Genomic DNA, 25,774 nt, shown 5'->3' with positions numbered 1-25,774 from the left:
TGGATCGATAATGATCGGATTCAGCTGATTTGGGGCTGCTACGCACCCCAGCGGGAGCAAGCTCCCTCGCCACAGAGGCAGTCCGTGGCGAGGGGATTTAGCGAAACGTCACATCGCCCCGCTGGGCTGCGCAGCAGCCCCCATCACTCAGGCAGTGAAGTCGCTGGCGTGCAGCTCCTTGACGCCAACCAGTTCAAACTCGAACTCGGCGGTGGCGTCGGCATTGACGCTGCCGTAGAGAATGCCGTCGACAAAACGCAACTGGCCGGTGGCGTTGCTGGCGTCGAAGGCGTTGCTGCCGATGAAGGTGAAGGCATCGATGTTGGCGGTCAGCGGGTTGGCGTCCAGGCCGGTGAAGTCCAGTTTATCCAGCTCCGTCGTCTTGAAACCGTTGATCACATCGCGCGCCGCACCGACGCCCATGTCCGACAGTGCACCAAACGCGTAGGTATCCGCGCCGGTACCGCCGGTGAGATTGTCAGTGCCGGCGCCGCCGATCAGGCGGTCGTCGCCCGAACCGCCCACCAGGATGTCGTTGCCCGCGCCGCCGTTGAGGATGTTCCCGGCACTGTTGCCCGACAAGGTGTCCGCGTAGGCGCTGCCCGTCAGGTTCTCGATGAACTTCAGCGTGTCGAGCCCTGAGCCCACGGTGTTCTGCTGCGCAGACGTCGACAGGTTCACGGTCACCCCGGCCGAGGCGCGCTCGAACGATGCCGTGTCATTGCCATCGCGCCCGTCGAGGATGTTGTCGCCCGCACCGGCGAACAGCGTATTGCCCAGCGCATTACCGATCCCGCTGGCGGCACCGGCGCTGTCGATGTACAGATTCTCCACGTTGTTGCCCAAGGTGTAGGTAGCGAGGCTGCTGTGGACGCTGTCGATGCCGCCGGACACCGGATTGCTGCTGGTCTCGATCACCGCATCGCTGGCGTTGTCGACATAGTAGGTGTCGTTACCGTCGCCACCGCTCATGCTGTCAGCCCCCGCAGCGCCATTGAGCACGTTGTTGGCGGCGTTGCCTGTGATGAAGTTGCGACGCTCGTTGCCGGTCCCGTCGATGTCCGACACGCCGGTCAATACCAGGTTTTCCAGGTTGGCGCCGAGCGTCCAGCTGACCGAAGCCTGGACCGTATCGATCTGCGAGGTCGAGGTGTTGGTTTCCACCACGCTGTCGAATGCGTTGTCGACGACGTAGATGTCGTTGCCATCGCCACCGGTCAACGAGTCGGCACCCAAGTCACCGTCCAGTATGTCGTTGCCGGAACTGCCCACCAGCGTGTCCGCCTGGTCGGTGCCGGAGATCTTTCCGCCTTCATTCTGCGCGCCGTCGAAAATATCCTGGACGCTGTTGTTGTCGTTAGGGTTGCCCTGGAATCCGAGGTCACCTGCGATGTAGTCCGCCAGACGCTGGCCGACGATTTCCGCCGACTCCTCATGCAGATGCCAGACGTCGTCGGGATACACCAGCGGGTCGACTTCGTAGCGCAGCGGCAGGTCGGTGTAATCCACCGCCAGTTTCACATCGGCGCGCTCGGCCGCGATGGCTTCCTGGGTGGCGCGGACATAACCGACGCCCGCGACGATGGCAGCAATTTTTTCTTCCGAGTAGCCACGGGCACGCGCCGCGTCCTGCTCGTAGTGACCGGTCTCCATCATGTACACATTGAAATTGCCAAACTGGGCGTGCAGGTAATCGAAGACCTTCAGCGTCGCCGCCTTGTAGGCCGCCGCTGCCGCTTCCTTGTCCGTGGCGCGGGCGATTTCCTGGGCGGCTTCCTCGCCCTGGCCCCAGACAATGCCCATCGTGACGTTGTCGATGGATTTCAGCTCCGTGAGCTGGTCGCGCAGCAAAGTCACCGCACGCAACAGCGCCGGCCCGGGTTGGTTGGTGTCGGTCAACCACCAGCACAATTTCAACTCTTCGGCGCCGAGGGTCGACAAGCCGTTGACCGTGCTGCCGCCCACCGCAATGTCGATGCCGTTGCCGTCGGCATCGCTGAACTGGCTGCGCACGTCGTAGGTGGTGTATCTGTCCAGGTCATTGACCAGCATCGAGGTGCCGGACTGATCGTCGTCTTCGCTCATGCGCAGCAGGCGCGCGTTGGATTGGCCGAGCGTCGGCAGGTAGAGGATGTCCTGCTGGGCGCGTTCGCCGAAGACGAAATCATCGGCGGTGAGGGTGTTGAGGTAGTTGCCGTTCAGGGCGATCTCGAAGCGATTGCCATCGGCGTCGGCCTGGCTGGACTTGACGTAGGTTTTGTCGCCGGCCGCGTTCAGGGTCATGTAGAGCGTGTGGTTGCTGCCATCGCCGAGGCCGAGGAAACCCAGCCCAGACACGTCGATCTTGTCGACGCCGACGGTGAAGTCGTAGAGCGTGTCCGTGGCCGTGACGCCTCCGGTGTCGTAGTCGCGGTAGCTGTCGGACAGGTTGTTGTAGCGGAACGTGTCGGCACCGTCGCCGCCATACAGCGAGTCGCGCCCGGCACCGCCATCGACAATGTCGGCACCGGCGCCGGCCTTGATGGTGTCGTTGCCGCCCAGGCCGAGGATCAGGTCGGCGCCGGCCGTACCGTTTAGGCTTTCGGCGTTGGCCGTGCCGGTGATGGTGTTGGCGGGGGCATCGGCCACCACCAGGGCAAAGCTGTCGCTGACCGATGCGCCGGAGGGGTCGGTGGCCTTGACCAGTACGTCGTAGTTGCCCGCCGCAGTGCCGGTGGGCGTGCCGGTGAAGGTCAGGTTGGTGGCATTGAAGCTCAGCCATGAGGGCAGGGCGCTGCCATTGGCGAGGGTCGCGGTGTAGGTCAGCACATCCTGGTTGGCGTCGGTGAAGCTATTGCTCGCCACGGTGTAGCTGAACGGTGTGCTTTCGCTGGCGTTCTGGTCCAGGAGCGGGATGCCCACCACCGGCGCCACGTTGGTCGGGGTGCTCTGGTCGGCGAAGACAAAATGACTGGCCGTCAGGCTGTTGACGAAATTGCCCGCCAGGGAGATTTCAAAGCGGTTGCCGTTGGCGTCGACCGTGAGGTCCTTCAGGTAGGTGCGATTGGTCGACGAGCTGTAACTGACTTGCAGCGTGCCATTGAGTCCGTTGCCCAAGCCGGTGTAGCCCAGCGCCGCGACATCGATCTTGTCGGCGGCCACGTCGAAATCAAGGACCTGGTCACTGGCGCTGGTGGAACCGGTGCGGTAGCTGTCGAGCGTGGAGGTGTAGCGGAACACATCGGCGCCGGTGCCGCCGGTGAGTTTGTCCGCCCCCGTGCCGCCCACCAGGATGTCGTTGCCCGCTGCGCCGTTGAGGGTGTCGTTGCCCGCGCCGCCGAAAATCTGTTCGTTGGCGACGGTGCCGGTCAGCGTGTCGTTGTTCGGCGTGCCGTTGATCACCACGGAACTGGGCACGTCTTGCACGGCCAGGGTGAAGCTGTCGCTGACGGTGGCGTTGCTGCCGTCGGTTGCGGTGACTTGGATCGAGTAGGTGCCCGACGCCGTGTCAGGCGGCGTGCCACTGAAGGTGCGCGTGGCGGCATCGAATGTCAGCCAACTGGGCAAGGCGTTGCCATCGGCCAGCTTGGCGGTGTAGCTGAGGGTGTCATTGTCCGGGTCGGTGAAACTGGTGGCCGGTATCACGTAGTTGAACGGTGTTTTTTCATTCGCGTTCTGGTCTAGCAAGGGCGTGGCCAGCACCGGCGCCTGGTTGGTCGGCGACGAGGTCGCGAAGACGAAGTTGGCGCTGGTCAGTTTGTCCAGGTAATTGCCATCAAGCGCCACCTCGAACCGGTTGCCATTGGCATCGGCGTCCAGCGACTTGATATAGGTCTTGGTGCCGGCACTGTTGAGAACCAGGTAGACGGTGTTGTTCTTGCCGTCGCCCAGGCCGGTGAAACCCATGGCGGAGAGGTCGATCTTGTCGGCGCCGATGTCGAAATCGGTGATCAGGTCTCCGAGGTTGGCGCCACCGGTGTTGTAGTTGCGATAGCTGTCCATGCGGTTGGCGAATACGAAGGTGTCCGCCCCGGCGCCGCCGGTGAGGGTATCCATGCCGGCGCCGCCGTTGAGCGTGTCGCCGCCCGCGCCGCCGCTGAGGCTGTCATTGCCGGCCAGGCCGAGCAGGGTGTCGGCCGCATCGGTGCCCAGCAACGAGTCGCTGCCGGCGGTGCCGGTGATCACCCGATTGAAGATGAAATTGTTCGCCGTCAGGGTGCTTGCCAGGTTGCCCGAGAGAATCAGCTCGAAGCGATTGCCGCTGCCGTCGGCGTCGTAATCCTTGATGTAGGTGCGGTCGCTGCTGGCGTTGTAGCTGACTTGCAAGGTGCCGCCACGGCCATTGCCCAGGCCGCTAAAGCCGAGGTCGGCGAGGTCGATCTTGTCCTGGGTGACGTCGAAATCGGTGATGGTGTCATCGAAGCTTGCGGTTGCATTGCGGTAGCTGTCCGACTGGCTGGCGAAGCGGAACACATCGGCGCCTGTGCCGCCGGTGAGTTTGTCGACGCCCGCGCCGCCCACCAGGATGTCGCTTCCAGCCGCGCCGTTGATGGTGTCGTTGCCGGCTGCGCCGTAGAAAATCTCGCTGGCGCTGGTGCCCGTCAGGATGTCATTGCCTGCCGTGCCTTGAACCGTGGTCATCGGCACCGTGGCGCTGACGTAGCTGCCGTCGCCGTAGACCAGCGTGGCGCCCTTGCTGGTGTGGCTGATGGTGTTGGCGATGATTGCGTTGCGATCGGTGCCGTCTTCGTTGCGCTCGGCGACGCCATAGGTGGAAAGGTTGCTGCCACTGATGAGGTTGCCCTGGATGAGGTTGTCGCTGCCGTTGAAGTACTTGCCCGACACCCCAAGCGTGTCGTCATAGGACTGGATGATGATTTCCGGAACCGCACTGCCCAACGAGTTGTTGTTGAGTGTGTTGTCGATCACTTCGACATGGTTGCTGCCGTAGATGCGAATCCCGGCGCTGGCGTTGTCATGGATGTCGACGCCGGTGACCGTCACGTCGCTGGACAGTTTGACCAGCACGCCTTCGGCGCCGTTGCCGTACACCTCGCCGCCGGTGATGGTGATGTTGCTGGGGGAGGGAATGTCCTCGCTGCCACGTTGCACCACGATGCCGTTGCCGCCGTTGTCGTAGGCGATGTTATTGGTCATGGTGAAATCGTGGGTGCTGGTGACGACGTTGAAACCGTGTCGGTCATTGTTGTAGGCGATGTTGTTTTCGAAGGTGCTGTCGCTGAGGAAGTCGGCGACGAAGCCGTCCAGGCCATTGCCGTGGGACACGCTGTTCTTGATGACCATGTTGACGGTCTGCTCATGCGGGTCGAAGCCGTACCCGGAGCAGTCCTTGATCTCAACGCTGTCGAGGGTGACGTTGGAGTCGTAGCCTTCTTCGCCGGGGATATAACCGTTGAACCAGCCGTCCACCTTGCCGGTGGTGGCGTCGCGGTTACCGTCGATGGTGAGGTTGCTGACGCCGAAATCGTGGGTTTCCTCGCCATAGGCCGAACGGATAATGCCGGTGATCTTGGCGTCGGAGCCGTCGGCCAGCTTGACCGTGGTGTCGCCCATGCCGTCGCCGTACAGGTAGACGTTGCTCTTGAGCATCAGGCAGCCATCGGAGGGTTCCTCCCCACCCGAAACGATATAGGTCCCGGTCGGCATATAAACCTGACCGCCGCCTGCGGCCGCTGCCGCATCGATCGCACTTTGAATGGCCGCCGTGTCGTCAGTAACGCCATCTCCTTTGGCGCCAAAATTTTGCACATTGAAAATCATGGACTTATCTCCGTATCAGGCTAAGAACCTCGATAGCTGCCAATATTCCATCGGCGACCTCGGTGATAAGACCCACCGGAGCGAAAAAGTTGTGACCGCACATCGGCGAAGTGTCAAAAAACTGGATGATCTGATCGGCGGTTGTCTCGATTCCGCCAGCGTGTAACGTTTTGTTGACGCTTTTTGACGATCAACGGTGAAATGGATGAGCGCGTGCTTTCCTTGATTGGCATCAACCTCCCCATGCTCAACCGGCGTTAGCCTTGGATAAAGGCAGCGCCCCAAGTGCCGCCGGGGAGCCCCATGACGTATCCGCTGTTTCTGACCTTGCACCTGTTGCTTGGGTTGAAGATCCTCCTGGCGGCCAGTGTGCTGGGGCATTTCCTCTGGGCGATCTGGCTGTTTCGAAGCGGGCGCATGAAGGCCGGTTATGTGCGATTCATCCATGCCAGCGTCTTCTTGCATCTGGTCGCGATCGTGCTGTTGGCCAAGGGTATGTTCTATCTCCATTGGTAGAGCGAGCAGGGCGCTTGATACAGATCAAGGTGGCCGCATGGGATAAGCCCGACACTGTTGTCGCGCAGCACTCGGAGATTGTCATGTTCGACCTGTTTCATACCCTCGATGACCTGGCGGTCACCCAGGAACATGGACGCCTGCATCGCAACTGCCAGGGTTTCACCCGTCACGGTTGCTGCGATCATGTGGGTTTCGGCTTGTCGGCCATCACCCAGATCGAGCACCTGTACGTGCAGAACACCGACAACCTGCTCCAGTACTGCCAGCAACTCGATGCCGGGCAATTGCCAGTGCGCCGTGGCTGGCGTTGCGAGGCGCAGAACTTGATCGGGGCCACGGTCACCGAGCAGTTGTCGTGTGACCTGGAGCTGGATATCCCAGCGGTCGAAAGGCGTTTCGGCCTGGTGTTTCGCGAGTATTTCGCAGGCGTCTGGCCTGTGTTGGAACAGTTGCACGTTCAGGGATTGATCGAGCTGTCGAGCCGTTTCATCGGCATCCTGCCCGCCGGGCGCCTGAGCGTAGACGCGATCTGCAACCTGTTCGACCCGGAACCTGCGGGCGCGGGCCCACACTATTCTGAAAAGTTGAACCCTTCATGAACGCAGCCACCGGTTTCAATCGCGCCCTGGTCGAAAAATACGATCGACCGGGGCCACGCTATACGTCCTATCCCACCGCGCCGCAGTTTCACCAAGCGTTCGCCATGGATGAATACCGCCAGGCGGCCCGGCGCAGCCACCAGGCGCAGGTGCCCAAGCCGCTCTCGGTGTACATCCATATCCCGTTCTGCCAGAGCCTTTGCTACTACTGCGCCTGCAACAAGATCATCACGCGCAAGACCCATCGCGCCGTCGAGTATCTGACGTACCTCAAGCGCGAGATTGCCTTGCAAGCCACCTTGTTCGAACGCTCGCGCAAGTTGACCCAACTGCACTTGGGCGGAGGCACGCCGACTTACCTGACCCATGGACAACTGGCTGAACTGATGGACTGCCTGAACCAGTCATTCGACATGGACGACAGTGACGACCATGAGTTTTCCATCGAGGTCGATCCCCGCACGATCGATGCCGAACAGATCCAAGGCTTGCGTCGCCTTGGCTTCAACCGTCTGAGCTTCGGCATCCAGGATTTCGATGCGCAAGTGCAGGCCGCCGTCAACCGGGTGCAAAGCGAAGCCCAGGTCACCGAGCTGGTAGAGGCGGCCCGGCGGGCTCGATTCAAGTCGATCAGCGTCGATCTGATCTACGGCCTGCCGCTGCAAACCCTGGCCAGTTTCGGTGTCACCTTGAGCAAGATCATCGCCTTGCGCCCTGACCGGATCGCCGCGTACAGCTACGCGCACCTGCCGCAACGGGTGAGGGCGCAACGGATGATCCGGCCCGAAGACATGCCGCCACCCGAACGCAAGCTGGAGCTGCTGGAACTGACCATCAACCGCCTGACCGCGGCCGGTTACGTCTACATCGGCATGGATCACTTCGCCTTGCCGGACGACGAACTGGTACGTGCCCGTTCCCGGGGGACCTTGCAGCGTAATTTCCAGGGCTATTCCACCCATGCCGACTGCGACCTGATTGGCCTGGGCGTGTCTTCAATCGGCAAGGTCGGTGACAGCTACAACCAGAACGTCAAGGAGCTTTCCCAATACTACGCGTGGCTGGACCAGGGCTTGTTGCCAGTGCACCGGGGCTACCACCTGAGCGATGACGACCGCTTGCGGCGCGAAGTGATCAGCGAATTGATGTGCCACGGACGGATTGATTTCGGTCGGATCGAAGCGGGTCATGGCATCCACTTTGCCGAGTACTTCGCTGACGCGCTGGAGCGGCTCGAGGAGTTGGTGGGCGATGGATTATTGGAGAAGCGTGGGGACTCGCTGGTGTTATTGCCCCAGGGGCAACTGATGATGCGCAACGTGGCCATGGCGTTCGATGCGTACCTGGCGGGGGAGCAGACGGTGCAGTATTCGCGCACGGTTTGAGAAGCTACCGAGTAGCACTTGTGGCGAGGGGATTTAGCGAAACGTCGCACCGCCCCGCTCGGCTGCGTAGCAGTCGCAAACCGGCTGGCAGGGTGCAGCTGTTGCACCGCGGTGCCTGGTTTGGGGCGGCTGCGCCACCCAGCGGGAGCAAGCTCCCTCGCCACGGTTCAGTGGTTCGGCTGCAAAGCCCTCGCCAGAAATGGCGCCGTGCGGCTTTCCCGACACGCCGCGACCACCTCCGGCGCGCCGCACACCACGACTTTGCCACCCTGCGTCCCCGCGCCCGGGCCAATGTCGATGACCCAGTCGCTCTGGGCCACAACGCGCATGTCATGTTCGACCACTACCACGGTGTGGCCCTCGTCCACCAGACGGTTCAATTGCACCAGCAAGCGATCGACGTCCTGGGGATGCAAGCCGTTGGTAGGCTCGTCCAGCACGTATAACGTCGCCCCCCGGGCCTTGCGTTGCAGTTCCGTTGCCAGTTTGATCCGCTGGGCCTCGCCACCGGACAGCTCGGTGGCCGGCTGGCCGAGGCGCAGATAGCCCAGGCCAATGTCATGCAGCACTTGCAACGAGCGCCGCGCCGATGCTTGTTCGGCGAAGACCTCAAGCGCCTGGTCCACGGTCAGTTGCAGCACTTGGGCGATGTTCAAGCCCTGCCAAATCACCTCCAGGGTCTGCGGGTTGTAGCGGGCGCCATGGCACGTAGGGCAGGGGGCGTACACGCTCGGCATGAACAACAACTCCACGCTGACGAAACCTTCGCCTTCACAGGTCTCGCAGCGGCCTTTGGCGACGTTGAAGGAAAACCGTCCGGCATCGAATCCCAGCGCTGTTGCCTGTTTGGTAGCGGCGAAGAGTTTGCGCACGTGGTCGAACAGTCCGGTGTAGGTGGCGAGGTTGGAGCGAGGTGTGCGGCCGATGGGTTTCTGGTCGACCTGCACCAGTCGCTTGATCCCATCGAGCCCGGCGGTGACATGGCCGCCGCTGGTTTGCACGGGTTCGTCTTCCAGGCTTTGTTCATCGGCTTCTGCGGTGGGGCCGGCCTGGCCCAGGTGGGCGCCTATCAGGTCAAGCAAGGCCTGGCTGACGAGGCTGGATTTACCTGAGCCCGAAATGCCGGTCACCGCCGTGAAACAGCCGAGGGGAAAGGCCGCGCTCAGATTCTCGAGGTTGTTGCGAGTGATGCCTTCCAGGCGCAACCAGCCCTTGGGTTCACGCCGGGTGCTCGCGGCGGCGCGACTTGGCGAGAAGAGATAGGCGCGGGTCCGGGACCCAGGCACTTGGCCAAGGCCTTCAGGTGGCCCGCTGTAGAGGATTTTTCCGCCTTGCTCACCCGCATCGGGGCCGACGTCGATGAGCCAGTCGGCGCGGCGCATGGTGTCCAGGTCGTGCTCGACCACGAACACCGAATTGCCCGCCGCCTTCAGGCGCTGCAAGGCGCCGAACAACGCTTCGCTGTCGGCGGGGTGCAAGCCGGCGGAGGGTTCATCCAGCACGTAGATCACCCCGAACAACTGGGAGTTGAGCTGGGTGGCCAGGCGCAGGCGCTGCAGTTCACCGGAGGACAGCGTCGGCGTGCTGCGCTCCAAGGCCAGGTAGCCGAGGCCGAGGTCGATCAGCGTGGTGATCCGCTCCAACAGCTCGGCGGCGATGCGCTGGGCGGCCAGGCGTTTTTCCAGGGACAGGTTGGGCGTGTGGCGCGCGTCCGGCCCGCCCGCGTGGGGATTTTCGCCCCGGGCGGCACGTTGCTCGCGGGCTTCGCGGGTCTGGCGGTGGCTGAGGACATCGCCCGGTTCTTCAGGCTGATGCAGATAGTCGGGCGCGGCGACACCCTTGAGCACGTCGGCCAACTCCAGCAATGGCAGGTGCGACAGTTCGGCGATGTCCAGGCCGGCGAACGTCACCGTCAGCGCCTGGCGCTTGAGGCGTTTGCCCTCGCACGCCGGGCAGGGGCTGGCGCGCATGTATTGCGCCACGCGCTTGCGCATCTGGGCGCTTTGCGAATGCATGAACGTGTGCAGCAGGTAGCGCCGGGCGCCGCTGAACGTGCCCTGGTAGCTGGGTTCGAGCTTGCGCTTGAGGGCTTCGCGGGTTTGGGCCGGGGTGAGCCCGGCGTACACCGGGACGGTCGGCGTTTCTTCGGTGAACAGGATCCAGTTGCGTTGTTTCTTTGGCAGGTCGCGCCAGGGAATGTCGACGTCATAACCCAGGGTCACCAGGATGTCCCGCAGGTTCTGCCCTTGCCACGCCATTGGCCAGGCCGCCACGGCGCGTTCGCGGATGGTCAACGAAGGATCGGGCACCATGGACGCTTCGGTCACCTCATAGACCCGTCCCAAGCCGTGGCACTGCGCGCAGGCACCCTGCGGCGTGTTGGGCGAGAAGTCTTCGGCATACAGCATCGGCTGGTCGGCCGGGTAGCTGCCGGCGCGAGAATAGAGCATGCGGATCAGGCTCGACAAGGTGGTGACACTGCCCACCGAGGAGCGCGCGCTGGGCGTGCCGCGTTGCTGCTGCAAGGCCACCGCTGGCGGCAGGCCTTCGATGCTGTCTACGTCCGGCACGCCCACCTGGTCGATCAGGCGCCGCGCGTAGGGCGCGACGGACTCGAAATAGCGCCGCTGGGCTTCGGCATAAAGCGTGGAGAAAGCCAGTGACGACTTGCCGGAACCCGACACGCCGGTGAACACCACGAGTGCATCGCGAGGGATATCGACGTCGACATTCTTGAGGTTGTGTTCGCGGGCGCCTCGCACCCGGACGAACCCGGTGCTTGCAGGCAATGAAGCGGTTGATTCGGGGCCGATGCGAGCGGGCATTGAGCGTTCCTTGTGTGCGTCGGTGCAATGCGCTGGGGCGTTCAGGTTGGACGAGTTGAACTGGATCACAGCGCTGACAATTATGCGACCGGGTTCAGGCTTTGCCGTGCGATAAAAATTTACTCCAGGCGAAAGAGATGAGAAAAGCTCTGCAGATTTTTTCCCATGGATACGGACCCCCTCATGCCTCGATCCAAAGTGTTCTCCACGCTGTTTGTCGCGCTGCTGGCCGGTGCGACGCTCTGGTACATCTGGATGATTGTCAGCGCCAAGCTGGAACTGGGCGGCGACAGTCCCGACCAGCAGCAGGTGGGCGCGGTGAAGGACACCCGGTTGCGAGCGATGGCGCAGTATTGCACGGGCGTGACGGTGACCCCGCAGGGAACCTGGCTGGTGGCGCGCTTGGAGAGGGAGGCGAAAGAGCTTGAACCGTCCGCGGACGTCGTGGACCTGGATGCGGTGGTCCATGGCAAGTCAGATGAGCCTGAAGCACCGGAGCAGCCTGGGATTTTTGCCAGTTTGCTCTCTCACGCTGACAGGGAAACCACCTTCATTTCCCGCCTCGACGCCCAAGGGCAATTCCAACTCGTGGCGCATGTCAGCGGCAGCGCCTGTCTGGTGGCCAACCCCGACGGGAGCAGTGTGTTTCTGCTCACGGGCCTTCGTCGTCCTGAAACCGCGAACGCCCACCAGACCCGCCAGACCGTGGTGCTTCGCAGTGATGATCAAGGCCAGCGCTGGACCTGGCTGACCAAGGGCTGGTTTCCCGAGGTCGAGTCGCTGGCCTGGAGCCTGGCCCCGTATTTCCACGGTTTGAATGAAGTCTGGGCGGTCGGGACGCCGGACGCCGTGGATGAATACGGTGATGAAGAGAAGGCGAGTGCCGTCTCCACCGGCGTCTTTTACTCCGCCGATCGCGGTGCGAACAGCTCGCCAATAATGGCCCGCGAGTCGCTGTTGGTGTCCGCCGAATATGCCCACGGCAAACGCCCTGACATCACCGATTGGGGCACGAACGCAGGCACACATGGCGAAACCCGGACCCATGTCCTGCAGCTTGATGCACAGACGGCATTTATCTGGGTATCCCAGCGTTTCTGGGGAGGCCATCCGGACGGCGCGAGCCACAATATCGCGGTGAACGTCACGACACGGGCCCGGTTGCAAGCCAAGGCAGGGCAGTGGCAGGTGATCGACGTGCAGCGTGACGACAATCTTTTTGTCAGCAAACTGCTGCAGAACGACGCCGGGCGGGTGGTTGGCCTGATTGACCAGGGGGACCGTGGGCAAGATGTTGTTGCCGAACTGGACACCGCCGCACTCAGTTGGAAGCCCTTGAGCGACCTGCCCAGCGTGTTTGCACCGCTGGCATCGGATACACAGGTTCGTGGTGGCAATTTCTGGATGGGGCAAGACACCCTGCTGATCAACACCACCAGCAACCACCAGCCGCCGCGCTGGCTCTACTTTGGGTCGAACGCGAACATCTCCGCCGACGCAGTGTTCTATTCCAACGATTGGGGCCGCTCCTGGCAACGCCTCTCCATCACAGGTTACTTGGGCATCCTCGGCTTCCAACCGGCGCAGGACCGCGTGATCTGGGCGCACGGCAATTGGTACGACAATAATGACGGACGCATCCATTCCTATGGGTTGCGCTAGGGATGGGTAGTGTTTGACCAATGCTTTAGCAAACACTCGCCACGGGTCAGTGCGAGGTTCCTTCGGCGAACTCGATCTTGTTGCCCTCGTTGTACTTGCCGGACGGCTTGTTCATCGGCAGGCGCTTGATCTCGTTGCCCACCAGCACCCAGCGACCATCCTTGCTCACCGTCAGGTTCCGAGTATTGAGTCCGGCCCGGACCTCGGCGATCAGTTCGAGGTTACGCAGGTCGTACAGGCTGATCCAGCCGTCCCGGGAGGCGAAATAGACGAAGCGTCCGTCCGGCGAAAACTTCGGCCCGCCATGCACGGCAAAATGCGAGGCGAAACGCGCCAGGACTTCGAAACGGTCGCCGTCAACGATGTCGACATGATGATTTCCAGCCTCCACTACCACGAACAGGTTCAGCGGGTCGGCGCTGTGTTGCGGTGTATCGGGCAGGCTAGCGAAATCCGCCAGCAGGCGATGACTATGGTCCGGCGAGGCAAAGGAGCGGTGTATGCAAGTGCTTGACGTCAGGCGGCCGTTCGTGAGTTTCTATTTTTTAACGGGCAATTCCACAACCCTGATGTTATCGATGTCTATCTTACGGGAGGACGCATGGTTCTCAAGCGAGCCATGCGCGCCGATCAAGACAGGGGTCATCCTGTTGCGGGCGTAGTGAAGGCTAGCTAAAGGAAATTGGAGCCACTCGTCCACTGGAGTTCTCTCATCTATTAAAGTACGGGAATAGCCCAGCGGTACTTCTCCTGAAGCCATGAGATATATCCGTATTGCTTCTCCCTGCTCCGGCCAATGAACGCGGTAGTCGAAAGATATATTAAATATCCCGTCCTGCTGCCCTTCGCTAGAAAAGAAAAACATCTTGGCGAGAGAAGCAGAAATCTCAAATTCTTCTTGGGTGTGTTTCGCTTTCAGCCTGCCGGACCAGAAAGTATTCTTGCCTGTTGGGGTGTCTTCCTCTTCGAGTGTTCCATCCAGAGATCCAAGATCATTTTCCCAGCCGTGCCTTCCATCTTCGAAATCGACAAAATCATCCAGATTTTTCATCTTTGGTTTCTCCGGTCACAAGCGCTTTTGACCCTGCCCGTGGAGCCGGACATTGGAGATCGCAGCGCCACCTGATTGGGCGCGACAAATGGAGGGTGGTCTACTGTCAGGACTGACAGGTCGACGTCAATATCCGACAAAAGGTGCTGATGTTTTCGCAACACGCAATCCCCTCTGGCCTCGATCCGTTCGTCAAGTTTGATCGCCAATTGAGTGTTATCGCTGTGCCGGTTGAGAAAGCGGCGGTGCGGGTCGGCGGGTGGTCAATCCAAGCGTTTGCGCAATGGCTTCTGGCCTCTTCATGGGCAAGCCCGGCTCCCACAATGATCCCGTTCGGCAAGCCCCTTGCAAGTGCCTGTTCGAGACGGGAGGTCGCCGACGCGCTGGCTTGATCTGAGACAAGGCCTGCCGGCGTCGATAGCCGATCATTCGAACCCTGGTTTGTCGTACCTCGCTGACGGTTCAGCGAGGCAAAGGAGTGGTGTATGCAATTGCTTGACCGTCGCAAGGCCATGGCCATCGCGCCGCTGTGGCGCCTGGCGTTTCGGCCGTTCTTTCTGGCCGGTTGCGTGCTAGCGCTGCTGGCCATTCCCTTTTGGCTCGCCGCGTTTACCGGGCGCTTGTCGGCCTGGCAACCGGCCGGCGGCTGGCTGGCCTGGCACCGTCATGAATTGTTGTTCGGTTTCGGCCCGGCAATCATCGCCGGGTTCCTGCTGACGGCGGTGCAGACCTGGACCGGCACCCCGGGGCTCAGCGGCAAGCGCTTGGCCACGCTGGCGTTGTTGTGGCTGGGCGCTCGGCTGGCCTGGCTGGTCGATGCGCCCTGGCCGCTGTTGACACTGCTGGAGCTGGGTTTTGCCTTGGCGGTGGCAGCACTGATGGGCCTGGCGTTGTGGCGTGTGCGGCAGAAGCGAAATTACCCGATCGTGCTGGTATTGCTGCTGTTGGCCGCCGCCGATGGCTTGTCGGTGTACGGCCTGGTACAACACGACGAAGGCCTGCAGCGTCAAGGCGTGCTCGCCGGCCTGTGGCTGGTAGCGGCGATGATGGGGTTGATTGGCGGGCGGGTGATTCCGTTCTTTACCCAGCGTGGCCTCGGTCGGGTGGAAGGCGTGGCCCCTTGGCCGTGGCTCGACCGCCTGTTGCTGGCGGGTTCGGCGCTGGTGGCGTTGCTGTATGCCTTCGGTCCGGCATTGTCGGCCAGCGTCTGGGTCGGCCTGTTGTTCACCGCGTTGGCGGTGGGGCACGGGATTCGACTGGTGCGCTGGCATGATCGGGATCTGTGGCGGGTGCCGCTGCTGTGGTCGTTACACCTGGCCTACGCCTGGCTGGCATTGGCCTGCCTGGGCATGGCGCTGTGGCATTTCGGGGTGCCGGTGAACCCGAGCCTGGCGGTGCACAGCCTGACCATCGGCGCCATGGCCGGACTGATCCTGGCGATGATCGCCCGCGTCAGCCTGGGCCACACTGGGCGCGCTCTCGAACCGCCGGCGGGCATGACCCTGGCGTTCATTCTGTTGAACCTCGCGTGTTTCAGCCGGGTGTTGTTGGTGCTGATCTTGCCGTTTGCCGCGCTGTGGATCGCGGGGCTGTGCTGGACATTGGCGTTCGGCCTCTACGCCTGGCGCTATGGACCGATGCTGCTCAAGGCTCGCGTGGACGGGCATCCGGGATGAGTCGAGCGGGCAGGGGGAATCGATAATGTACGGGGTCTTGCTGGTTACGCACCTGTTGGCGGCCATCGCCTTCATCGGCACGCTGTTTTTCGACGTGGTTATCTGGCACGCCGCCCGACAGCCGCTGACGCAAGGTATCCGCGACGCCGCCGACCAAGCCATCGCCAAGCGTTCTCGGCACGTACTGCATGGCGTCGTACTGGTGCTGTACGGCGCCGGCATTGCCCTGGCATGGCAGCATCGCGGCGCCTTGGGCCAGCCGTTGAGCAACAGCTTCGGCCTGCTGCTGAGTCTGAAGATTCTGTTGGCCCTGAGCATCGTCGGTCATTACGTCTGGCTCGCATACTGGCTCAAAAGCGGCCGGCTGACGCCTGACCGCGCCTGCTGGCTGCGGCGCAGTATCCTCGGGCACATGCTGGTGATCGTGGTGCTGGCGAAGGGAATGTTCTATTGGCAGTTCTGAAAACACCGCTACCGTTAGCGGCGACACCGTTCCCCGTGGCGAGGGAGCTTGCTCCCGCTGGCCTGCGCAGCAGGCCCCTGGCGTTCTTGCAGGCGGACCTCATCAGTCGGTTTTGCGACTGCTGCGCAGCCGAGCGGGAGCAAGCTCCCTCGCCACGGGGACTAAGTGTCTGGAGTTGTTAATGTGCCGCCTTCATCGCGCCTGCAGGCTGCGGCGCAGTATCCTCGGGCACATGCTTTCTTGGCAGGGTGATTGTCACCCTGGCTGTGAAGGGTCAAACGAACCCTGGAGGGTCATCACTACCATGCTGCGTGAAAGCCTGGCCGCCGACCTGATTGTCGAGTTGCCCAATGCCCAACAGCAACCCAACCTGCGTGCGCTTGGGCAACTTGCTGACCACCAGTTGATGGGAGCGTTGCAGCAAACCACGCAACTCGTCGGCGCCCAGCGGGTAGGGGGCCTGCATGATGATCCATTGCGCGCGCGCCAGATAAGGCGCCGGGTGAATGCCCGGGCGGTCGCAATGACCGAGGAACAGGTCCTTGTCGACCTTGAACGCCAATGAGTCGCCCCGCAGGTTTTGCAGGGCGAACATTTTGTTTGCGGCGATGGAAAACACCCGCACGCCGCCCCACTTGTAGTCTTCCCGGGCGCCTGGCAGAGCCAGGCAAAACCGTGCGACGTCCTCTTCGCTCAAACTCATATCGTTGTGTCCCCGCATTGTTCGAAAGCCGCCACCAGATGATCGATCCACGCGCGCACCGCCGGCAGCATGCCGCGCCGGTGAGGATAGACTGCCAACAGCCAACCATCGGGCGATGACCATCCAGGCAACAATTCCACCAACCTGCCGTCAAGCAACTCCTGTTCGCAATACATGCTGGGCAGCAAGGTAATGCCCAGGCCGGCGAGGGCGCAGGCGCGGCGCACGATGAAATCATCGATGCCCAGGCGTGCCTCCAGGGCCAGTTCGGTACTTTGCCCATTGCGGTCGAGCAGGCGCAGATGAACCAGCCGATCGGCGTCCAGTGCCCCCAGCACCGGCAGTTGCTTGAGGTCGTCCGGGGTTTCGATTCGCCGTCCTTCGACGAATGCCGGGCTGGCAACCAGTGTCAGTCGGGCCTGGCGCAGGCGGCGGGTCATCAGCAACGGGTCTTCGTCGCCCACGTCGCGCACGCGCAACGCCACGTCGATGCCTTCGCCAATCAGGTCCACGCGCCGATTGAGCAGGGTCATTTCCAGCTGGACCAAGGGAAATTTCGCCAGAAAGGTTTCGATGATCACGGGCAGGAATTGATGAGCCAGCCCCACCGGGCTCGACACTCGCAACCGCCCGCGGGGTTCGCTGGACATGCTCGCCACCGCCTCGTCAGCCATCTCCGCTTCGAGCAACATGGCCTGGCAATGGCTCAGGTAGCGTTCGCCCACTGCCGTCAGCTTCAACTGGCGAGTGGTGCGTTGCAGCAGGCGGGCGCCGAGGCGCTCTTCCAACTCGGCGATACGCCGTGACAGGCGCGACTTGGGGATGCCCAGCAAGCGTCCGGCGGCCGCGAAGCCACCGGCTTCGACCACCTTGGCGAAGTAGTACAGATCGTTGAGGTCTTGCATAGTGGCTTCGATTGTCCTGTGTGTGGGACGAACTATCACATTCTTGCGGTCTTATCGGCTATTGGTTTCATCGATAGGATTGTTCGCACTTGATCGCCTGGTTGCGATCCTCACTCAGGAGAGCATTCACATGAAACTGTTGCATATCGATTCGAGCATCCTTGGCGACAACTCGGCTTCGCGCCAATTGAGCCGTGAACTGGTGCAGGCCTGGAAAGCCGCCGAGCCGGCTATTACCGTCACTTATCGTGATTTGGCCGCCGACGCCATCAGCCACTTTTCCGCCCAGACGCTCGTTGCCGCTGGCACCAGCGCCGAACTGCGCGATGCCGCCCTCAAGTACGAAGCTGATCTCAGCGCAGAAACAATGGCCGAGTTCCAGGCAGCAGACGCGCTGGTCATCGCCGCACCCATGTACAACTTCACCATCCCGACGCAGCTCAAGGCCTGGATTGACCGTATCGCCGTGGCCGGCCAAACGTTCCGCTACGGCGATGCAGGCTTTGAAGGTCTGTGCGGCGGCAAGAAACTGGTGATCGTTTCCACCGCCGGCGGCCTGCATGCCGGACAGCCGAGTAGCGTGGGCCATGAAGATTATCTCAAGCACATGTTCGGCTTTCTTGGCATTACCGACATCGAGTTCGTCCGTGCTGAAGGCCTGGCCAAAGGAGACGACATGCGTGCCAAGGGCATGAGCCAAGCCAAGCTGCAGATCAGCCAGCAATTCGCCGCCGCGTAAGGCTTGCGTAAAGGCGCCAAGCCCTGCGGGCAACCTTCGCAAAACCCTGTATTCTCGTCGTCAATGGATGGCTGGGATGCGGGGTTTTCCCGCATTCGGCGTCGGAATTCATGGCGCAGATCATGCACGACCGGAACCGCGGGCCAATGGGCTCCCGATCGGCGGTTGAAGGTGGATTATCCAATGACACGACTTGGTGCAGCGCTGTTGCTTTGTTGCTTGAGCGGGTTCGGTTCGGTGCAAGCCGCACCGGGGCCACATCCGCATTGGAGCGCCGGATTTCACGAGCTGAGCTTCCTTGATCCGCTGGACCACCAGCCAATGCATGCCATCGCGTTCTATCCGTCAACCGCCGGGGAGCAATCCAGCGCACTGGGCGGCTACCAGATCGACGCCGCGCCGAACGCGCAGATAGCCATTGGCCGTTTCCCGCTGTTGATGCTGTCCCACGGCAATACCGGCACGCCGCTGGCGCTGCATGACCTGGCCACGTCGCTGGCGCGCAAGGGGTTTGTCGTGGTGGCGGTGATTCATCCCGGCGACAATGCCCAGGACCACAGCCGGCTCGGCACCTTGAGCAATTTGTATGGGCGGCCGATCCAGATCTCCGAAGCGATCACCGCGACATTGAACGATCCGATGCTCTCGCCTTACGTCAACGCGGGGCAGGTGGGTGTCATCGGCTATTCCGCCGGTGGCGAAACCGCCTTGATCCTTTCCGGTGCCACTCCAGATCTCAATCGCTTGCGCCGCTACTGCCAGGAACGCCCGGATGACCGTGACGCCTGCAACACCCAGGGCGAACTGATTGCCGACCGCGACGACCTGTCGCCGGTGGCCGACCCCAGGGTCCGCGCGTTATTGCTGATGGCACCGTTGAGTTTGAAGTTCGGTCGGCACACGCTGGCCGACGTCCATGTGCCGGTGCTGCTTTATAGCGGTGACGGCGACAAGCTGGTGGCCTTTGACAAGAATGCTGCAGCCTTGGCCCGCAAGCTGCCCACCGCGCCGGATTTCAAGACGTTGGCCGGGGCAGGGCACTTCGTCTTCATGGCGCCTTGCACGGAGGAGCAGATCGCGGCGATGCCGGCGCTGTGCACCGATGCCGATGGCGTCGACCGCAAGGACATCCACCGCACGATGATCTCCGAGGCCAGCCGCTTTTTCAGCCAGGCACTGGGCAAGCCGACCCGGGCCGGCCTGAGGACCGCCGATCAGTGATCGACTCTTTCCGCACGCCGTCGCAGCAGCAACGCCAGCCCCAGCCCGATGATTGACAACAAGGCAGCAAAGAAGAAGATCGACGAGTAGCCGAGGTTCGACGCCACCGCGCCCATCAACGGACCGGCAATCGCCAGCGCCAAGTCAAAGAACACCGCGTAGGCGCTCAGTCCGGCGCCCCGGCTGCTGTTGGGCACTTGCTTGATCGCCTCCACGCCCAGCGCCGGGTACACCAGCGACAGCCCGAAGCCGGCCAGTCCCGCGCCGACCAGGGCAAACGCGGTCGACGGCGCCAGCCACAGCAACACCAGCCCCAGGGTTTCGATGCTCATGCAGACAATGGCCGAACTGAAGCCACCGAAGCGGGCGATGCTGGAAATGAACAACAGCCGTGCCAGGATGAAGCACACGCCAAACACCGTCAGGCACCACGCCGCGCCGGTCCAGCCGCGGCTGAGATAGAAGAGGGTGACGAAGGTGGTGAGCGTGCCGTAGCCGATCGACGCCAGGCACAGGCTGGCGCCAAACGGTGAAATGCGCCCAAACACCGCCCAGAAAGGCAGGCGCTCGCCACGAACGACCGGTACCGACGGCTTGTTGCGAATCAGCAACAACGCCATGCCAGCGAGCAGTGACAAGGCGATGCCCAGGCTGGCGAAACCCAACCCATCGACCATCACCACCCCCAGCGGGGCGCCGATAGCGATTGCGCCGTAGGAAGCGATGCCGTTCCAGGAAATCGAACGGGCCGTGTGTTCCACTCCGACTTGGCCCATGCACCAACTGATCGTACCGACGCCGATCAGCCCCTGGGCGACACCGAGCAATAACCGGCCGGCAATCAGGATCAGCAGGCTCGGCAGAGGGAAGTCCTGCAGCACCGTTGAGATCAGCGTCAGCACGCCGCTGAGCAGAATCCCCAGCAACCCGTAGACGATTGCCCGCTTCGTGCCAATGCTGTCCGACAGCCGTCCAGCCATGGGGCGACTGAGCAGCGTCGCCAGGTATTGGGAACCGATGGTCAGCCCGGCCACCACCGCGCTGAAGCCCAGTTGGTCATGGACATAGCCAGGCAACACAGCGATTGGCAGGCCGATGCAGAGAAACGCGATGAAGGTATAGAAAACAATGGAGACGATCTGCAAAGTGATCGACAGGGAACTGGAGGCTGATGTGGGCGTGGGCGTGGGCATGGGCTCGTTCGCGGGCAGCGGCAGGAGAGCTTCATCATGGCGCGAGGAGGGGAGAAAAGGAAGCAGGCTAACTAATAGGCTCGCCAAGCCATGGAGCACGCAACACTTTCTTACCCCGGAAATACAAAAAGCCCGGTCACATGGACCGGGCCTTTCACTTGCCGCTTGAAGCTTACCGCTCGAAGCTGCCCTTAGAACAACACACCCTGGCTGCGCAGGTAATCGTCATAGGTGCCGCTGAAGTCGACCACGCCGTCGGCGCTCAGCTCGATGATCCGCGTGGCCAGGGACGAGACGAACTCACGGTCGTGGCTGACGAAGATCAGCGTGCCCGGATAGTTTTCCAGCGCCAGGTTCAGTGCTTCGATGGATTCCATGTCCAAGTGGTTGGTCGGTTCGTCCATGATGAGCACGTTCGGCTTCTGCAGGATCAGCTTGCCGAACAGCATGCGGCCTTGTTCACCACCGGAGATGACCTTGACCGACTTGAGGATCTCGTCGTTGGAGAACAGCATCCGGCCCAGGGTGCCGCGAACCAGTTGTTCGCCGCCCTGAGTCCATTGGCCCATCCAGTCGAACAGATTGACGTCATCTTCGAAGTCGTGGGCATGGTCCTGGGCGTAGTAGCCCAGTTCGGCGGCGTCGGTCCACTTCACGGTACCGGCATCGGGTTTCAGTTCATTGACCAGGGTGCGCAGCAACGTGGTCTTGCCGATGCCGTTCGGGCCGATGATCGCCACGCGCTCGCCGGCTTCGACGGTGAAGCTGAAGTCCTTGAACAGCGGCTTGCCGTCAAAGCCCTTGGCCATGCGCTCGACGATGACCGCCTGGCGGTGCAGTTTCTTGGTCTGCTCGAAGCGGATGAACGGGCTGACACGGCTCGAAGGCTTGACCTCGGCCAGTTGGATCTTGTCGATCTGCTTGGCGCGGGAGGTGGCCTGCTTGGCTTTCGAGGCGTTGGCCGAGAAGCGGCTGACGAACGACTGGAGTTCGGAAATCTGCGCTTTCTTCTTGGCGTTGTCCGACAGCAATTGCTCGCGGGACTGGGTCGCCACGGTCATGTACTCGTCGTAGTTGCCCGGGAACAGGCGCAGCTCGCCGTAGTCCAGGTCCGCCATGTGGGTGCAGACACTGTTCAGGAAGTGACGGTCGTGGGAGATGATGATCATCAGGCTCGAACGCTGGGTCAGCACGTTTTCCAGCCAGCGGATGGTGTTGATATCCAGGTGGTTGGTCGGTTCGTCCAGCAACAGCACTTCCGGATCGGAGAACAGCGCCTGGGCCAGCAGCACGCGCAGCTTCCAGCCTGGCGAGACTTCGCTCATCGGGCCGAAATGCTGTTCGATGCCGATACCCAGGCCCAGCAGCAATTCGCCGGCGCGGGATTCGGCGGTGTAGCCGTCCATTTCGGCAAACTCGGTTTCCAGCTCGGCCACGGCCATGCCGTCTTCTTCGGTCATTTCTGGCAGCGAGTAAATACGGTCGCGCTCGGCCTTGACCTTCCACAGTTCCTCGTGGCCCATGATCACGGTATCGATCACGGTGAATTCTTCGTAGGCGAACTGATCCTGGCGAAGTTTACCCAGGCGCACATTCGGCTCGAGCATGACCTGGCCGCCGGACGGCTCGAGGTCGCCGCCGAGGATTTTCATGAAGGTCGACTTGCCGCAACCGTTGGCGCCGATCAGGCCGTAGCGGTTGCCCGCGCCGAATTTGACAGAGACGTTTTCGAACAGCGGCTTGGCGCCGAACTGCATCGTGATGTTAGCTGTAGAGATCAAAGGTTTATCCTGCGGAACATTCAGAGTAGCTAAGGGTGCGGCAGTACCTGTTCAGTACCTGTTTGCGCCGATCCGCACCGCGCTAGAGGCTTCGCGGTCGCAAGCGCAAGGGTCCATCCGGCATAAGAGGACAGCTGCATACGGAGCGCCTGGACCGAGTGGAGTTGCGCCGAAGCCGGGTTTTCCGGCATCGGCCAAGGGGGCGCGTGATATTTGGCGGCGATTGTACTGATCTGGCCGCATTAACGATAGGGTGTTACCCAGGCAAGACAGTTTTTCACCACTGAGGGATAACCTTCAGTTACAAATTGTGGCTAAATCGCCATCTCACTTGACGCTCTCCGTTGCCGCTTGGCTGGCCAGGAGCAGCAGCCTGTTCACTCCTGGACCAGACCGATCCCGTGAAGCTCATCATTGTCGCGATCTACCTTCTTTCAATTGGCTATGTGCACTTGCGTGGGCGCGTACGGCACAAGCTCGGGCGCCAGCTGAGCGATCACTCGTCCTTTCTCGCGCCGATCAATTGCCTGCTGTACCTGTGCTCGAAGCTGCCCAACAAGCCATTCCTGAGCCCCGAGCAGTTCCCCGACCTGAGTCCCTTGCAAGCCCATTGGGAGGAAATCCGCGCCGAAGGCCAGAACCTGCTGCGGGCGGGGGAGATCAAGCGTTCCAATCAGTATGACGATTTGGGCTTCAACTCTTTCTTCAAGACCGGCTGGAAGCGCTTCTACCTGAAATGGTACGGCGACAGCCATCCCTCGGCGATGAAGCTTTGCCCACGCACCACTGAGTTGGTGCAGAGCATCGGCTCGATCAAGGCGGCGATGTTCGCCGAACTGCCGCCAGGCTCGAAGCTGGTGCGTCATCGAGATCCGTACGCCGGGTCTTATCGTTATCACCTGGGCCTGGAAACGCCCAACGAGGCCGGCTGCTATATCAACGTCGACGGCGAGCATTACCATTGGCGCGACGGCGAGGCGGTGATGTTCGACGAGACGTTCATTCATTACGCAGAGAACACCACGCCACACAACCGCATCATCTTGTTCTGCGACGTGGAGCGGCCGATGAAATTTCGTTGGGCCACCGCCTTCAACCGCTGGTTCAGCCGTACCGTGATGGCGGCTGCCGGCGCGCCCAACGATGCGGCCAGCGACAAGACCGGTGCACTGAATCGAGCGTTTTCCAGACTCTACAAGATTCGCCTGCAAGGCAAAGCCCTGAAGAAGCGCAACCGCACGCTCTATTACCTGCAGAAATGGGCGTTCTTCGGCGGCTTGCTGGCGCTGTTCATCTGGATCTGAAGGTTCAGTCCCCAGGTTTCTTCGCGTCCAGCTGCTCCCACATCCTGGCGGTGATTCGTTGGCGATGGCTGTAGCCTTCCCACGGATCCGCGCCCAAGCCCTTGGCCCGTTCCAGGGCGGTGTAGATGTCCCATTGCTGGGCGTTGCGCAAGCCGTCCAGCTCCGCCCGCGCGATGGGCACCGACACTGGCAGCCCTGGCCGCGCGCGCACTGAGTAAGCGACCACCGTACTGGCGCCGCGCGAGTTGCGCAGGTAATCGAGGAAGATCTTGCCGACCCTGTTCTTTGGTCCCATGGTTGCGGTGATCTGCTTGGGCATCTGCCGGGTCATGAATTGCGAGATGGCCTTGGCGAACGCCTTGGTCGCGTCCCAGCCTTCACTGCGCGCCAACGGCACGATGATGTGCATGCCCTTGCCGCCGCTGGTCTTGAGGAACGCCTGCAAACCCAGTTCGTCGAGCAATGACAGGGTCATGCGGGTGGCTTCGATCATGGCGCTCCAGGGCAGCGACGGATCGGGGTCAAGGTCGAGGACGAACATGTCCGGCGACTCGATCCGGTCATGGGTCGCGGTCCAGGTGTGCAACTCTACCGTGCCCATCTGCGCCGCGCTGACCAGTGATGCGACGCCGTCTATTTCCATCAGCGCGGCGTGGCCGGGATCCAGCGCCGGATTGAGCTGTTTGATGTGAGGAATCTCCAGGCGATCTGCGTGTTTCTGGAAGAATTGCTCTTCGCCAATCCCGTCCGGCGCGCGCAGCAGAGCCACTGGCCGCTGCTTGAGGTGCGGCAGGATCCACGGAGCGATGTCCGCGTAATATCGGGCCAGCTCGTCTTTGTGGACACCGCTGACGCTGTCGATGACGCGTTCGGGATGGGTGATCTTCACCCCGGCGACTTCCACAGTGCGCGTTTTACCGCGGTACTTGGGTTTGGTCGGCTCGGCTTTTATCGGCATCGGTTGCTCACGGGTGATCGTGCCGGAGGGCCTGTCGTGGGGCAATCCGAGGAAGACGGCCTGGTTGACCAAGCCGTCCCGAGTCCATTCGGTGAACTCGACGTCACAGACCTGGGTCGGCTCGACCCATTTCACGCTGCGGCTACGCGTGCCGTTGAGCGGTTCCGCCAGCGGCGAAGCGTCGCGCTCCAACGTGCACAGCTGCTCATGCAACTGCTTGATGTGCGATTGGCTGAACCCGCTGCTGACCCGACCGGCGTAAACCAAGCCCGATGGCCCATTGACCGCCAGCAACAGCGCGCCAAAGCCGTGGCGCTTGCCTTGGGGGCGGGTGAAACCGACGATGACGAAGGCCTGGCGCAATCGGCACTTGAGTTTCACCCAGTCGGGGCTGCGTCGCGATTCATACGGGCTGCCCAGGCGCTTGCCGACCACGCCGTCGAGTGCGAGCGCGTTGGCACTTTCAAATATATCGCCCTGGCTGGCGGAGAACGCCTCGGAGAAGCGCAGGCGCTTGCTCGCGTTGTTACTGAGGGCCTTTTTCAAGGCGGCGCGGCGTTGTTCGACAGGCGTCTGGCGCAGGTCCACGCCGTTGAGAAAAGGCGCGTCGAAGAGGAAATAGATCAGGTCTACCGTGCGGCCGATCTCGAAGGCTTGACGCAGCGCTGCGAAATCGGAGTGACCGGTGTCATCGAGCAGCACCAGCTCGCCGTCGAGCCAGCTGTTATCCAGATTCAATTCGGCCAGCGCATCGGCATGCAGTTTCAGCCGGTCGGTCCAGTCCAGCTGATTGCGGTTGAACAAGCGAATTTGGCCACCTTCGATGCGGGCCAGCAGGCGATAACCGTCGAACTTGACTTCGTAGCGCCATTCGCCGGCCGGCGGTTGCTCGACCGGTGTCGCCAGCTGCGGCAACAGTCGATCGGGCAGCGCGGTTTTCCCGGGGGGCTGGGGAGCTGACGCTGGGTCCAGCGCGGCATCGGACAGACGGGCATATTCACTCTCGGCCTTGGCCATGACAGATTCCCTT

14 protein-coding genes and 4 pseudogenes are annotated in these 25,774 nt (G+C 61.9%); 9 read left to right on the top strand and 9 right to left on the bottom strand.

Features of this window, described 5'->3' with window-relative positions; translation table 11 throughout:
* Positions 1–147: 147 nt before the first annotated feature.
* Positions 148–5,760, bottom strand: a complete 5,613-nt coding sequence (locus J3P82_RS13815) for a putative Ig domain-containing protein (RefSeq protein WP_434557338.1) — start codon at positions 5,758–5,760, stop codon at positions 148–150.
* Positions 5,761–6,096: 336 nt separating this feature from the next.
* On the opposite strand from J3P82_RS13815, the pseudogene J3P82_RS13810 reads away from it, so the two are divergent.
* From J3P82_RS13810 to hemN, 3 genes and pseudogenes are all read left to right on the top strand, one after another.
* Positions 6,097–6,276 (top strand): annotated as a pseudogene (locus tag J3P82_RS13810) (hypothetical protein); the annotation flags it as partial.
* Positions 6,277–6,383: 107 nt separating this feature from the next.
* A pseudogene (locus tag J3P82_RS13805) lies at positions 6,384–6,878 on the top strand (coproporphyrinogen III oxidase); the annotation flags it as partial.
* Positions 6,875–8,263, top strand: coding sequence for an oxygen-independent coproporphyrinogen III oxidase (gene hemN, locus J3P82_RS13800; RefSeq protein ID WP_434557337.1), 1,389 nt, complete (start codon positions 6,875–6,877; stop codon positions 8,261–8,263). The pseudogene J3P82_RS13805 and the gene hemN, both read left to right, overlap by 4 nt.
* Before the next feature lie 167 nt (positions 8,264–8,430).
* Here the strand turns inward: hemN and J3P82_RS13795 are convergent, their stop codons facing one another.
* Positions 8,431–11,088: an excinuclease ABC subunit A gene (locus J3P82_RS13795; RefSeq protein ID WP_434557336.1), complete on the bottom strand. Its 2,658-nt coding sequence runs from the start codon at positions 11,086–11,088 to the stop codon at positions 8,431–8,433.
* 183 nt (positions 11,089–11,271) lie between these two features.
* Here J3P82_RS13795 and J3P82_RS13790 point away from each other — a divergent pair, with 183 nt between their 5' ends.
* Complete coding sequence (locus tag J3P82_RS13790) at positions 11,272–12,750, top strand: hypothetical protein (protein ID WP_434557335.1); 1,479 nt, start codon at positions 11,272–11,274, stop codon at positions 12,748–12,750.
* A 133-nt stretch (positions 12,751–12,883) separates the two neighbouring features.
* On the opposite strand, the pseudogene J3P82_RS13785 reads toward J3P82_RS13790, so the two are convergent.
* Positions 12,884–13,198 (bottom strand): annotated as a pseudogene (locus J3P82_RS13785) (cytochrome D1 domain-containing protein); the annotation flags it as partial.
* Between the two features lie 90 nt (positions 13,199–13,288).
* Entirely contained in the window at positions 13,289–13,801 is a 513-nt protein-coding gene (locus J3P82_RS13780) for a hypothetical protein (protein ID WP_434557334.1), read from the bottom strand.
* Positions 13,802–14,286: 485 nt separating this feature from the next.
* Here J3P82_RS13780 and J3P82_RS13775 point away from each other — a divergent pair, with 485 nt between their 5' ends.
* Both J3P82_RS13775 and J3P82_RS13770 read left to right on the top strand, forming a co-directional pair.
* Positions 14,287–15,477 (top strand): NnrS family protein, encoded by a 1,191-nt coding sequence (locus J3P82_RS13775; RefSeq protein ID WP_434557333.1) that lies wholly within the window; start codon positions 14,287–14,289, stop codon positions 15,475–15,477.
* 25 nt (positions 15,478–15,502) lie between these two features.
* Complete coding sequence (locus J3P82_RS13770; RefSeq protein ID WP_434557332.1) at positions 15,503–15,940, top strand: hypothetical protein; 438 nt, start codon at positions 15,503–15,505, stop codon at positions 15,938–15,940.
* Between the two features lie 355 nt (positions 15,941–16,295).
* Here the strand turns inward: J3P82_RS13770 and J3P82_RS13765 are convergent.
* Positions 16,296–16,643 (bottom strand): annotated as a pseudogene (locus tag J3P82_RS13765) (MmcQ/YjbR family DNA-binding protein); the annotation flags it as partial.
* Positions 16,640–17,548, bottom strand: coding sequence for a LysR substrate-binding domain-containing protein (locus J3P82_RS13760; protein ID WP_434557331.1), 909 nt, complete (start codon positions 17,546–17,548; stop codon positions 16,640–16,642). The pseudogene J3P82_RS13765 and the gene J3P82_RS13760, both read right to left, overlap by 4 nt.
* A gap of 130 nt (positions 17,549–17,678) precedes the next feature.
* Here J3P82_RS13760 and J3P82_RS13755 point away from each other — a divergent pair, with 130 nt between their 5' ends.
* Together J3P82_RS13755 and J3P82_RS13750 are read left to right on the top strand one after the other, a co-directional pair.
* Complete coding sequence (locus J3P82_RS13755) at positions 17,679–18,287, top strand: FMN-dependent NADH-azoreductase (protein ID WP_434557330.1); 609 nt, start codon at positions 17,679–17,681, stop codon at positions 18,285–18,287.
* A gap of 183 nt (positions 18,288–18,470) precedes the next feature.
* Positions 18,471–19,508, top strand: coding sequence for an alpha/beta hydrolase family protein (locus J3P82_RS13750; protein WP_434557329.1), 1,038 nt, complete (start codon positions 18,471–18,473; stop codon positions 19,506–19,508).
* Here the strand turns inward: J3P82_RS13750 and J3P82_RS13745 are convergent.
* Both J3P82_RS13745 and J3P82_RS13740 read right to left on the bottom strand, forming a co-directional pair.
* Positions 19,502–20,701: an MFS transporter gene (locus tag J3P82_RS13745; protein WP_434557328.1), complete on the bottom strand. Its 1,200-nt coding sequence runs from the start codon at positions 20,699–20,701 to the stop codon at positions 19,502–19,504. The genes J3P82_RS13750 and J3P82_RS13745 overlap by 7 nt on opposite strands.
* Positions 20,702–20,892: 191 nt before the next feature.
* On the bottom strand, positions 20,893–22,482 hold the full coding sequence (locus tag J3P82_RS13740; RefSeq protein ID WP_186610222.1) for an ABC-F family ATPase: 1,590 nt from the start codon (positions 22,480–22,482) through the stop codon (positions 20,893–20,895).
* 401 nt (positions 22,483–22,883) lie between these two features.
* On the opposite strand from J3P82_RS13740, the gene lpxO reads away from it, so the two are divergent.
* Complete coding sequence (lpxO, locus tag J3P82_RS13735; protein WP_434557327.1) at positions 22,884–23,786, top strand: lipid A hydroxylase LpxO; 903 nt, start codon at positions 22,884–22,886, stop codon at positions 23,784–23,786.
* Between the two features lie 4 nt (positions 23,787–23,790).
* Here the strand turns inward: lpxO and ligD are convergent, their stop codons facing one another.
* Complete coding sequence (gene ligD, locus J3P82_RS13730; protein WP_434557326.1) at positions 23,791–25,761, bottom strand: DNA ligase D; 1,971 nt, start codon at positions 25,759–25,761, stop codon at positions 23,791–23,793.
* Positions 25,762–25,774: the final 13 nt, after the last annotated feature.

The sequence above is a fragment of the Pseudomonas sp. Z4-20 genome, from assembly GCF_051131955.1.
In the GTDB taxonomy this organism is placed as follows: domain Bacteria; phylum Pseudomonadota; class Gammaproteobacteria; order Pseudomonadales; family Pseudomonadaceae; genus Aquipseudomonas; species Aquipseudomonas marvdashtae.
The sequence above is the reverse complement of the archived record's forward strand: the minus strand, read 5'-3'. Positions and strand labels throughout refer to the sequence as shown.

Excerpts from the sequence above, each read along its gene's own strand:
- J3P82_RS13815 (WP_434557338.1), bottom strand. The coding sequence starts at position 5,760 with ATGATTTTCAATGTGCAAAATTTTGGCGCCAAAGGAGATGGCGTTACT.
- hemN (WP_434557337.1), top strand. The coding sequence starts at position 6,875 with ATGAACGCAGCCACCGGTTTCAATCGCGCCCTGGTCGAAAAATACGAT.
- J3P82_RS13795 (WP_434557336.1), bottom strand. The coding sequence starts at position 11,088 with ATGCCCGCTCGCATCGGCCCCGAATCAACCGCTTCATTGCCTGCAAGC.
- J3P82_RS13790 (WP_434557335.1), top strand. The coding sequence starts at position 11,272 with ATGCCTCGATCCAAAGTGTTCTCCACGCTGTTTGTCGCGCTGCTGGCC.
- J3P82_RS13780 (WP_434557334.1), bottom strand. The coding sequence starts at position 13,801 with ATGAAAAATCTGGATGATTTTGTCGATTTCGAAGATGGAAGGCACGGC.
- J3P82_RS13775 (WP_434557333.1), top strand. The coding sequence starts at position 14,287 with ATGCAATTGCTTGACCGTCGCAAGGCCATGGCCATCGCGCCGCTGTGG.
- J3P82_RS13770 (WP_434557332.1), top strand. The coding sequence starts at position 15,503 with ATGTACGGGGTCTTGCTGGTTACGCACCTGTTGGCGGCCATCGCCTTC.
- J3P82_RS13760 (WP_434557331.1), bottom strand. The coding sequence starts at position 17,548 with ATGCAAGACCTCAACGATCTGTACTACTTCGCCAAGGTGGTCGAAGCC.
- J3P82_RS13755 (WP_434557330.1), top strand. The coding sequence starts at position 17,679 with ATGAAACTGTTGCATATCGATTCGAGCATCCTTGGCGACAACTCGGCT.
- J3P82_RS13750 (WP_434557329.1), top strand. The coding sequence starts at position 18,471 with ATGACACGACTTGGTGCAGCGCTGTTGCTTTGTTGCTTGAGCGGGTTC.
- J3P82_RS13745 (WP_434557328.1), bottom strand. The coding sequence starts at position 20,701 with ATGCCCACGCCCACGCCCACATCAGCCTCCAGTTCCCTGTCGATCACT.
- ligD (WP_434557326.1), bottom strand. The coding sequence starts at position 25,761 with ATGGCCAAGGCCGAGAGTGAATATGCCCGTCTGTCCGATGCCGCGCTG.